Genomic DNA, 11,127 nt, shown 5'->3' with positions numbered 1-11,127 from the left:
GCCAAACTGCCCGAGCGCTTTATCCTGCCCAATGGCCTGCGCGTGCTGCACCAGCAGGTGCGCGACACGCGGGTGGTACACCTGGCCCTCATCCTGGACGTGGGCAGCCGCGACGAGGAGGCGCACCAGCTGGGCATGGCCCATTTTGTGGAGCACATGCTCTTCAAAGGCACCCGCAGCCGCAAGCCCTACCACATCCTGAGCCGGATAGACAATGTGGGCGGAGACCTGGATGCCTATACCACCCGCGAGAAGACGGCCCTAACCATTACCGTAAGCCGCGAGTATGTAGACCGTGCGCTAGACCTGCTGCACGACATGGCCTTCCACAGCACCTTTCCCCCGGCAGAGATAGACAAGGAGCGCACCGTGATAGCCGAGGAGATAGACATGTATGACGACAGCCCCGAGGAGCGCATCCAGGAGCAGTTTGATGCCCTCATCTTCCCCCGGCACGAGCTGGGCACCCCCATACTGGGCACCCGCCACAGCCTGCAGGCCTTTGACCGGGCTGGCCTGCTGCAGTACTACCGCACCTACTACCGGCCCGAGCGTGCGGTGCTGAGCGTGGTGGGCAACCTGGGGGCCGAGCGGCTGCAGCGCCTGGTAGAGCGCTACCAGCACAGCCACGAGGCAGCTCCGCCCGCCCGCAAGCCCCGCCTGCTGCCCAGCCCCGCCATCCTGCCCGGCCTGCAGGAGCTGCGCCCCATCCAGCAGGCACACTACCTGGTGGGCGGGCGGGCCCTCTCGCTAGCCCACCCCCACTACCTGCCCTGGCTGCTGCTGAACAACTACCTGGGCGGCAGTGCCATGAACAGCCGCCTGAACCTGAGCGTGCGCGAGCGGCACGGCCTAAGCTACAACGCCTACAGCTACTACACCCCCTACCAGGATGCAGGTATATGGGGCGTGTATGCCGCACTGGATGCCGAAAACCTGCCCCGCCTGCGCCGCATCATCCGCCGCGAGCTAGACCTGCTGATGCTGAAGCCCCTGAGCCCGGCGCGCCTGGCAGCCATCAAAAAGCAGTTTGCCGGCACCCTGGCCATCAGCTGGGAGAGTGGCAGCGCCCGCATGATGGCCCTGGCGCACGACTGGATGGATGGACGCGAGCTGCTGACCCTGCCACAGGCCATCGAGCGCATCCGAGCCGTGGAGGCCACCACGCTGCAGCAGGTAGCCAGCCTGCTATTCGACCCCGCCCAGCTAGCCGAGGCCGTGTATCTGCCACACGAAAGCGCCTAGCGCCGCTCATCCATTTTATGCCCACACGACCGCCGCTTTAGCCTAACTTGCTCCTGTATCTAACACATAAATTCTATGAAAGCATTCTTTCGAAATTTACTCACCTCCTTCATTGCCGTGGTGCTGGGGGGGCTCATCGTGTTGCTGATCACCATCGGTATCGTAGGTGGCCTTATTGAAGAATTTACCGAGGAAAACAAACCGGATGTGCATGCGGGCAGCGTGCTGGTGCTGAAGCTGGACCGGCAGGTGGTGGAGCGCAGCTCGGAGAACCCCCTGACTGCCCTAATGGGCCAGGACGAAGAAACCGTGGGGCTCAACCAGATCCTGTGGGCACTGAAGGCTGCCAGGAAGGATGATCGCATCAAGGGCGTACTGCTGTATCCCGAGCTGGGTATGTATGGCCTGGGCCATGCTGAGCAAATCCGCAAGGCACTGCTCGACTTCAAGAAGAGCAAAAAGTTTGTGTATGCCTATGCCGAGATGTACAGCGAGCGCGACTACTACCTGGCCTCGGTGGCCGATAGCATCTACCTCTCGCCCACGGGCTACATGGAGTGGAACGGCCTGGCCTCCGTACCCATGTTCGTAAAAGGTACGCTGGATAAGCTGGAGATTCAGCCCCAGCTCTTCAAGGTAGGCGAGTACAAGAGTGCGGGCGAAATGTTTACCCGCAAAGACCTGAGCGAGCCTGCCCGCCAGCAGCTGAGTGCCTACATAGACGACGCGTGGAACCACATGCTGGCCGGCATAGCCCAGAGCCGGAAAATGAAGGTGGACGAGCTGAACCGCCTGGCTGCAGAGCTGGCCGTAAACCATGCCCAAACAGCCAGGGCTGCCGGAATGGTGGATGACTTGGCTTACATCGATCAGGTAATTGCTCGCCTGAAAAAGAAAGGCGTGAAAGCAGACAAGAAGGGGGGCGTGAGGCAGATAAGCCTGGCCGATTACCACCGCGCTAGTAAAGACGAAGACTGTAACTGCGACCAGGAGGAAGAGAGTGAATCGGAAAGCGAGGCAGAGGACAATGATGATGCCCGGATTGCCATTGTGTATGCAAACGGGGCCATAGACGGTGGCGAGAACGACGAAGAAAACATAGGCAGTGCAGGCATGATCCAGCTACTGCGCCAGCTGCGGGCCAACGATGCCGTGAAGGCCGTGGTGCTGCGCGTAAACAGCCCCGGCGGCAGCGCACTGGCCAGCGACGTGATTGCCCGCGAGGTGGCCCTGCTCCGCAAGGAAAAACCCGTGGTGGCCAGCTTTGGCGATGTGGCTGCCAGTGGGGGCTACTACATCAGCGCCGGGGCCACCCGCATCTTCTGCGAGCCTACTACCGTTACCGGCAGCATTGGCGTATTCGGCATGTGGGCCAACCTGGGGCCGATGCTGGACCATAAGCTGGGCTTCACCTTCGACCGCGTAACCGGAACCCATACCCCCTATGCCGATGCCGGAAACCCCATGCGCGCCCTTAGCCCCCTGGAGGCACAGCGCATACAGCAGCTGGTGGATACTACCTATGAGGAGTTTCTGGCTGTGGTGCAGCAGGGTAGGGGCTACAAGAGCCGCCAGGAGGTGGACCAGCTAGCACGTGGCCGCATCTACAGCGGTACCGAGGCCCTGAAGCTGAAGCTGGTAGACCAGCTGGGTGGCCTGCCCGAGGCCCTGGCCTATGCCCAAAAAGTAGCTGGCCTGGGCGATGACTACCAGCTGGTGGAGTACCCAAAAATTGAAAACCCGATCGAAAAACTACTGGCTGGCCTGGGGGGCACCCAGGCACTGTGGACACGGCTCTCTGGCCTATCGCTGGCCGATCTGCAGTCCCTGTTGCTCTTCCACCGGCAGCACAGCCGGCAGCCTATGGGGCTGTATATGCACACCGGCCTCAGTTTCCGGGTGGAATAGGCACGAACAGGCTACAGTACGTGTACGGTTTTCTGTACGCCCAGGTGTCGGCACCCCATCTGATCATCAGGTGGCGTGCCGACCTTTTTTTATTCACATAGCTACCCGCGCTGTGTCCGGCTGGCAACATTTATGGGCCCCAGTCGCGTTTACTGTGTATAGCACTTAGCCTTGTGCCCGGCGGTGTGTTTTTTTCTGCCAGGATAGGCAAGTGGTTGGCATGAAATTTGTTCCTTACCTCATAAATCTAAGTTGTATGAAAGCGATATTCCCCCAATCTCTCCTCCTCCTGCTGCTGGCCGCTGTGCTGGTGGCTCCCGCCAGCGCACAGCTGGATAAGCGGCAACGCAAAGACCTGCAGAAGGACATCAAAAAGAAAGCCATAAAAGAGGCACGCAGGGAGGCACGCGCCTTTCAGAAACAAGGCTATGTGGTAGCCCCCGGCAGCCTGGCCATGGACAAAATGCTGGAGTACACCTGGTACAAGCTGCTGGAGCGCGACGATGAGGGCAGCCTGGTGTACCTGAGTAGCGACGGAAACGCGGTGGCCGAAACCCGTACCGCAGCCGAAATGCAAGCCCTGGAAATAGCCAAACTGAACCTGGCTGGCCAGCTGGAAACCCAGATACGCGCCCTGGTGCAGGCCAACATAGGAAACATGCAGCTGAATGCCGAGGAAGCGGCCTCGGTAACCAAGGTGCTGACCGCGGCCAAAAATGTGATAGCCGTGCGGCTGGAAAACGTGGATCCCAGCTTCAAGATCCACCGCGTGCTGAAAAACAAGAACGTGGAGGTGAACATCAAGCTGCTGTACAACCGCGAAAAAGCCCTCTACCAAGCCAAAAACTCTGTTCGCATGAAGCTGGAAGAGGAGCTGGGCGACCTGCACGGCAAGCTGGACAAGCTGATGGGCCTGGACGAAAAGGAGGCTAAGGAGTAAGTCTCCACAGTTGAGCATAGCTGGAAAACGATTGGCACCATGAAGCGTATCCACACCCCCCTAGTCTTGTGCCTGGCCTACCTGGTGGCTGGCGGCCTGGCCGGGGCTGGTGCGCAGGTGCCTACGCCCCCGGGATATGACCCCACCCAGGTGCAGGAGGTGGCGGGCGAGGCCGAACAGGTGGTATACCAGTGGGCACAGATAGATTCGGCCCGCGCCCAAGCCCGAGACCTGGCCCGCATACAGGCCCTGGAAAAGGCATACGGGGCCCTGGTGCTGCAGAGCAATGCTACCACAGTAGAAAATCGCTCCAGCGGGCAGCGGGCACGCACCTATACCCGCTTTACCAGCATTGCCAATACCTACGTGAAAGGAAACTGGCTGAAGACCACCCACGAGCACACGCAGGTAGACACCCTGTACCTAGATGCCAAAGGCCGCCTGCACGAGCGGCCAGGCCGAAAAACCCGTACCGAATACCGAATACGGTGCCGGGTGGAGGGCCTGGCCAGCGAGATCCGCCAGCCCCAGGTTCAGTTTCGCGCACAGCCCCTGCGCTGCCTGGAGGGGGCACAGCCCCAAGAGCAGCCCTGTGCTACCCTGGACTTTCAGCACGCCGATCGCTTCTTCCTCCACTTCCGCAGCCCACAGGCAGGCTACCTGAGTGTGTGGCTAGACAACCAGCAGCAGGCCCAGTGCCTGCTGCCCTATGTGCAGATGCCCAAGGGCATGGAAAGTGGTATGCCCATAGAGGCAGAGCGGGCCTATGTCTTTTTCTCCTCGCACCCGCAGCACAATTACTTTGACCAGCCCGCCTATGCCGAAGACGAGCTGCAGCTCTATACAGACGAAACCGTCTCCTATGAGCGGCTGTACATTGTCTTCAGCACCCAGCCGCAGGTACGCCCCCTGCTGGAGGAAAGCCGCACGGTGAGTAAGCAGCTGGATAACCCCCTGCAGGGCTACCGCTATCCCCGCAGGCTGGATAGCCAGCAGTTTCAGGCGTGGCTGATACTGGGCCAGAGCATGCAGGGCTATCAGGTACAGGTTATGGATATAAGCATAGCGCGCTGATGATCAACCTCTTCTCCATATTATCTCCGCGCTGCTCACTTTGCATTTGGCTCTTGCTCGTCTCCTTATGCACAGTAGCGCAGGCACAGCGCTACCGAACGCTGCGGGGCCATGGGTTGGATGTGAATGCAGTGGCCTTTAGCCCCGACAGCAAGCTGCTGGCCACTGCCAGCAGCGACCGTACCCTGCGGCTGTGGGAGGTAGCCACAGGCTCGCTGGTGCGCACCCTGGAGGGGCACACCGCCAGTGTGAATGCCGTAGCGTTTAACAAAGATGGAAACCTGCTGGCCAGTGGGGATAGCGAGGGTAGCCTGTATATCTGGGATGTAAGCCGGGGCGAAGATCTGTACAGCCTGAAGGGACAGAGCCTGAAAGTGTACAAGGCCCACCAGCAGTCTATAGAGGCCGTTGCCTTTGGGCCACAGGGCACACAGGTGGCCACTGCCAGCCTGGACGGCAGTGTGCAGCTGTTTGATATCAGCGAAAACTGGCAGCAAACATTCCGGGCACACCGGGGGGGTGCGTACGCCGTGGCCTTTGGCCCCGACGGTAGCACCCTCTATACAGCCGGTGCCGACGGCATGGCCCGGCAGTGGGCACTCGCCTCGGGTGGGCAGCTGCGGCTTATGCAGGCCCACCGGCAGACCGTGCGGGGCCTGGCCGTGTCTCCGGATGGGAAACGAATTGTAACCGGCGACCTGAATGGCGAACTGCGCCTCTGGCGCGAGGCGGGTAGCAGCCAGCTGTTTGACAGCACACATCCACAGGGGGTGCGTAGCCTGGCCTTCAGCTCCGACGGACGCTTTATCCTGAGTGCGGGCCGAGATGGCCACGCCATGCTGTGGGATGCCGAGATACTAAAGCCTGTACAGACCCTACAGGGCCATCAGGCCTCGCAATGGCACGCCTGCTTCAGCCCCAATAGCCAGCTGGTAGCCACGGCTAGCCAAGACTACACCGCGCGCATCTGGGGCATTGCACACCTGGGCATCCTGCAGGCCAATACCGAGTATCTGAGCCTGAAAACAGACCGCTATGCCCCTACGGTAGACATTGCACAGGGCATACCCCGCATATCGCCCCAGCCTCAGCGTTTTGCCCTCATCATTGCCAACGAATCCTACCACAGCCAGCAGGCCGCTGCTACAGACGTGGCCTATGCCACGGCCGACGGCCTACTCTTTGCCGAGTACTGCGAAAAGCGCCTGGGTGTGCCCAAGGCCAACCTGCTGCTGCTGAACAATGCTACGGCCGCCCAGATGCAGAATGAGCTGACCAAACTGGCGCTGCTGGCACAGAACTATGGCCCCGATGCCGAGCTCATCTTCTACTATGCCGGCCATGGCATACCCCGCGAGGATAGCCAGGAGGCCTGGCTGCTGCCAGTAGATGTAAACGCCTATACCGCCGAGCAGGCCGTATCCGTAAGCCAGGTGGTGCAGAAGCTAAGTGATGCGAAGCCCGCTCGACTCCTCCTCTTCCTGGATGCCTGCTTTACGGGCCAGGGTAGGGGGGGCGGCAGCAGTGTACTGGCCACACGGGGGGTGGTTATCCGGCCCAAGCCGATAGCGATGACCGGTAATGCGGTTATCTTCTCGGCCAGTAGCGACGACGAACCCGCCTATCCCTATCACCTGGCCCGGCACGGCCTGTTCAGCTACTTCCTGATGACGCTGCTGTACGAAAAGCAGCCCCTGTCGCTGGGCGAGCTAGCCACCCGCCTGCAGAGCGAGGTAAGCCTGCATGCCCTACTGCTTTTCAATAAGCCCCAGAACCCGGTCGTACTGGCAAACCCCGACCTGGGCGATGAATGGAAAAGCTGGGCCTGGTAGGCCTGCTTTTGCTATCGTGTAGTACGGGTGTTCCCCCTGGCCTGCAGGCGGCCCTATACCCCCACAGACGGCTGCATGGGCTTGCCTGAGTCTCTTCTGTTTTGCATCGGGCATGTAGATGCAGCCACTCGGGCTTTTGCGTATTCACCACCGTGCTGTATATTTAGCGGGAGTGAATGAAGAGCAAGGTTTTTTTGCCTTTACAAACGATATATTCCCTTTTTACCGCGTTTTTTACAAAAGATAACCTGAGTTACACATACCAATGAGCCAGACAAGCGTAGTACGAGGCGGGCACCGATTTCCGCACGAGGAGCAAGAGCGCGACGAGCTGATTGCCCAAAATCTGCTCCTGAAGCGCCGGATAGATAAGCTGGTGCACGAAATGGAAGAAATGCTGCTTAACAAGACCGAGCTGGAGATGAATGACTACTCCTTCAAAGCGGTGCTGGCACGCATGCCCGTCAATATTTACCATAAGGATCTGACTGGACGATATATTTTCATCCACGAGGGCAATGGAACCGATAGCAGTGTGCTGAGTGACAGCTTCTTGGGAAAGACTGACTTCGATCTTGTTCCGGTTGAACTGGCGCAGAAATATGATCGGGATGACCAGTATGTGCTGAGTACTGAGCAGGTACTGGAGCTGACCGAAACCTACCTGCGATCGGATGGAAACACAGGCTACCTGTATATTACCAAGAGCCCACTCTATGATGCGGGGGGCAAGCTAATAGGCACCCAGGGCATATTCCGGGATATTACCCAGCAGCACCAGGGCGAGCGCGACCTGCTAAAGCAGCATGCGCACTACGAGTACATAACCCGTATGCACTGCGATGTAGACTATCGGGATGACGTAATGGGTGGCCTGGATGAGTACATGCCCCTCTTCCTACTCCGCCTTGCCCACTGGACCGGACAGCCAGACCCGCAAAGCCTGAGCCGGCAGGGCTGGCACGCGTACATCCATCCGGATGACCTGGACCTGATAGCTGAGCGCTACCTGCTTCTTACCCAAAACAGATCGGTGCTTACCTGCTTCCGGCTGCGCCTGGGCACCGGCGGCTGGCTGCACCTGCGAGACACTGCCCGCCGCAGGCGGAAGGCAGGTGGCGGCTACTGCATAGTGGGGGGACTGCAAAACCAGGATAACGAGGATCTTGCTATCCTGAAGTAATAGTCCATATGGCGTTTCTTTACTAGTTGTATATCAACATAGTAGATACACTTAATGTTTTGTCAATACATTCTGTGATACACTATGCGGATTTTTAGCTTGGCCCCGCTGCATCAATGGCGCGGCGGGTGTATATTGGCGTATGCGTACCACGTTAATACGTGTCATCGGGCTGCTGGCTAGCTGCTTGTTTGTGGTGCTAACAAGCACAGGCTATGCACAGCCCCAGGCACCACTGCCACTCAGGGATACCAGTGCACGCGCCCTCCGCTGGGATCAGCCGCTGGCCGCTGTCAAAATCCACTACCGATGGGGCTATATAGACACCAATGGGGCCTTGGTTCAGCCTCCCTGGCTACTGGCCGCCCGAGACTTTAGCGAGGGGCTTGCCGCCGTACGCTTCTCCAGCGGCAAGTGGGGCTACCTGGATAAGCGAGGCATGGTAGTGGTACCCTGGGTGTACGATGCTGCCTACGACTTTCGGGGCGGCCTGGCCCTGGCCCGAAAAGACAGCCTATGGTATCTGCTGAACACATGGGGCGACTATAGCCAGACCTATGCCGACTCTGCCACTGCCAGCCAGGCCCTGCTGCTACACACCCGCAGCGGGCAGCCCCGGCCACAGCCGCCGGCTATACCACAAAGGCTACTTGATAAACATCGTGGCCAAGCCATACTGCCTACCCCCAACCCGCACCGATACCTGCTGCGCCACCGGCACAGGCCTGCCTGGGGCATTGTGGATCAGGACGCACACGGATTGCTCAAGCCCAGCTACGATACCCTGTATGCGCTCAAGGATGGATACATCGGGCTCCGCTCCGGTCAGCTCTTCTGGCTGGATAGCACACTTGCCAGGGCTACGCCCCTGCATGCGCCCGGCTACAGGGCCTCCACACCACTAGCAGCGTTCTCGGCCAGCCGCTACGGATATGCCTACGATGAGCTGGTGCGTGGGGTGCGCACACGCCGCTGGGTATGGATAGCGGCAGGTAGGGTAACCATCCTGCCCCTGGCCTGCCACACCTGGCAGCCCAGCCCCCTGCAGTGGACGTATAATCGCTGTGCCCTCTCTGTACACACCCCCGAGGATGACACCGAGCTGCAGGGCGAGGTGCAGGGGCTGGTAGGCCGGGGCAGCTGGGGCTACCTGGATGAAGCCGGAAAGCTGGTGATAAAGCCTGTTTTTCACGCCGCCAGAGGCTTTTTCTGATTCACATATCCTCTGCCAAAACTTTGAATCTGGATAACATACGGAGCTGTATTGAAAAGTGGGTGCACTTTGAGGACGCTGAGTGGGCGCTGGTCTCCGAGCATTTTTATTTGCGAGCGTACAGTAAAGGTGACCACATCCTGACCCAAGGAGCTGTGGCACAGGACATTTTTTTTGTAGAGGAAGGGATCGTGCATAGGTACACACTGCGTGCTGGAACAATCGCTTCCGACAACTTTTTTTTCGATGGAAATATGGGTGCAGCCTTAGCGAGCTTTCTCACCCGCGAACCCAGTGTGGATTTTCTGGAGGCAATAGAACCCACCAGACTGCAGTGCCTAAGCTTCGAGTCAGTGCAAAAACTTTGCAAGGAACTTCACCGCTTTGAAAGATTCCTAAGTTTAGCGGTTCAGAACGCGTATTGCCATTCTCATCGCCGGATACATTCCTTTTTGCAGCTTAGCCCCCATCAGCGGTATTTGCAGTTGCAAAAGGAACGCCCGCGTGTTATCCACGAACTGCCACAATATCTGGTGGCTTCCTACCTGGGCATTACACCGCAAAGCCTCAGCCGGATCCGAAAAAGGATGGCCGACTACAAAAGTTAACCAAAGTGAATGCTTAGCCGCTTTTTGATCGGGTAATTTGTCGAAAAGTAATTACCCTATGAAGAAGAACATCCTGGTTATTGGCGGAACGGGCATGCTCGGTAAGCCGGTAGTGCTACAGCTCGCTCAAAATCCGCAGTTTTCCGTAACCCTAGGTAGCCGAAAACGACCCGATTGGTTGCCAGAGGAAGTAAAATGGATACACCTGGAACTTGCCAGTCCGGATAGTATTGCTGCGGCCCTACTACCGGGTGCCTATCTGTACCTAAACCTGTCTGTCGATCCGAGCAGCAGGCTTACTGACTTCCAGCCAGAGAGAGAGGGCCTGAATAACATTTTGGCGGCAGCCAAGAAAATAGGGGTGTCGCATATCTGCTACCTAAGCTCCCTTATTCAGCGGCAACTTAGAAAAGATGGTTCTGCCTGGTGGGTGGCCAGCCTTAAGGAGCAGGCGGTTGCGGCTATAAAAAATTCGGGCCTGGGATATACGATCTTCTATGGAAGTACCTTTATGGAAACCATTCCATTTCGTTTCCTTAAAAAAGATACAATTACACTAGCAGGCCGGCTACCCTTCCCTACCTACTGGATAGCAGCCGAAGATTATGCACGACAGGTTGAAGCGGCGATACGCATGTCTACCCCGACCACTCACAAGACTTATACGGTGCAAGGCCCACAGAAACTCAGGGTAGATGAGGCCCTTCAGATTTTTGCCAAAAACTATTCCAAAGGTTTATCTGGAAAATCTATCAAAGTAAAGCGAGTGCCGCTTCAGCTGTTGGCCCTGCTAGGTCTGGTTTCGCGTAAAATGCGCTATATGTATGAACTGCTCCATGCGCTTGATCGGTTTGAAGAGCAACCCGACCATCAAGCCACTTGGCAAGATCTGGGAGAGCCATCGATTACGATCGATGTCTTTGCAAAGAGCTTAAAAATAGCCTTCCAGGCTTGATTTAGGCCTATTTCATTAGAATTTTGATTTTTTTTGTGTTAGGTACTTGACAGGAGAGGGATAGATGCTGCATATTTGCACTCCCTAATCGGCGCTACGGCGGGTGGAATCAGGCAGCGGAGTCATAATTTGCGACTGAATCCATTGAAGTAGTGAGTTTAGCGAAGCG

General features: G+C 57.9%; 9 protein-coding genes. All 9 read left to right on the top strand.

Features of this window, described 5'->3' with window-relative positions; translation table 11 throughout:
- A partial coding sequence (locus LW884_10095) for an insulinase family protein (GenBank protein MCE3008680.1) occupies nt 1-1,245 on the top strand: 1,245 nt, incomplete at its 5' end.
- A 75-nt stretch (nt 1,246-1,320) separates the two neighbouring features.
- Nucleotides 1,321-3,153, top strand: a complete 1,833-nt coding sequence (sppA, locus tag LW884_10090; GenBank protein ID MCE3008679.1) for a signal peptide peptidase SppA — start codon at nt 1,321-1,323, stop codon at nt 3,151-3,153.
- A 256-nt stretch (nt 3,154-3,409) separates the two neighbouring features.
- Nucleotides 3,410-4,093, top strand: coding sequence for a hypothetical protein (locus LW884_10085; GenBank protein MCE3008678.1), 684 nt, complete (start codon nt 3,410-3,412; stop codon nt 4,091-4,093).
- Nucleotides 4,094-4,132: 39 nt separating this feature from the next.
- Nucleotides 4,133-5,167, top strand: a complete 1,035-nt coding sequence (locus LW884_10080) for a hypothetical protein (GenBank protein ID MCE3008677.1) — start codon at nt 4,133-4,135, stop codon at nt 5,165-5,167.
- Nucleotides 5,168-5,220: 53 nt separating this feature from the next.
- Nucleotides 5,221-6,999 carry a caspase family protein gene (locus tag LW884_10075; protein ID MCE3008676.1) on the top strand — a complete coding sequence of 593 codons (1,779 nt, stop codon included), beginning with the start codon at nt 5,221-5,223 and terminating at the stop codon, nt 6,997-6,999.
- Between the two features lie 265 nt (nt 7,000-7,264).
- Nucleotides 7,265-8,182 (top strand): PAS domain-containing protein, encoded by a 918-nt coding sequence (locus LW884_10070; GenBank protein ID MCE3008675.1) that lies wholly within the window; start codon nt 7,265-7,267, stop codon nt 8,180-8,182.
- A 142-nt stretch (nt 8,183-8,324) separates the two neighbouring features.
- Nucleotides 8,325-9,395 carry a WG repeat-containing protein gene (locus LW884_10065; protein MCE3008674.1) on the top strand — a complete coding sequence of 357 codons (1,071 nt, stop codon included), beginning with the start codon at nt 8,325-8,327 and terminating at the stop codon, nt 9,393-9,395.
- A gap of 23 nt (nt 9,396-9,418) precedes the next feature.
- On the top strand, nt 9,419-10,003 hold the full coding sequence (locus tag LW884_10060; GenBank protein ID MCE3008673.1) for a Crp/Fnr family transcriptional regulator: 585 nt from the start codon (nt 9,419-9,421) through the stop codon (nt 10,001-10,003).
- 58 nt (nt 10,004-10,061) lie between these two features.
- Entirely contained in the window at nt 10,062-10,958 is an 897-nt protein-coding gene (locus tag LW884_10055) for an NAD(P)H-binding protein (protein ID MCE3008672.1), read from the top strand.
- Nucleotides 10,959-11,127: the final 169 nt, after the last annotated feature.

This window comes from Bacteroidota bacterium (genome assembly GCA_021300195.1).
GTDB lineage: Bacteria > Bacteroidota > Bacteroidia > J057 > JAJTIE01 > JAJTIE01.
The sequence above is the reverse complement of the archived record's forward strand: the minus strand, read 5'-3'. Positions and strand labels throughout refer to the sequence as shown.

Bases quoted from the DNA above. Each gene is read 5' to 3' on its own strand.
- sppA (MCE3008679.1), top strand. From the start codon at position 1,321: ATGAAAGCATTCTTTCGAAATTTACTCACCTCCTTCATTGCCGTGGTG.
- LW884_10085 (MCE3008678.1), top strand. From the start codon at position 3,410: ATGAAAGCGATATTCCCCCAATCTCTCCTCCTCCTGCTGCTGGCCGCT.
- LW884_10080 (MCE3008677.1), top strand. From the start codon at position 4,133: ATGAAGCGTATCCACACCCCCCTAGTCTTGTGCCTGGCCTACCTGGTG.
- LW884_10070 (MCE3008675.1), top strand. From the start codon at position 7,265: ATGAGCCAGACAAGCGTAGTACGAGGCGGGCACCGATTTCCGCACGAG.
- LW884_10065 (MCE3008674.1), top strand. From the start codon at position 8,325: ATGCGTACCACGTTAATACGTGTCATCGGGCTGCTGGCTAGCTGCTTG.
- LW884_10055 (MCE3008672.1), top strand. From the start codon at position 10,062: ATGAAGAAGAACATCCTGGTTATTGGCGGAACGGGCATGCTCGGTAAG.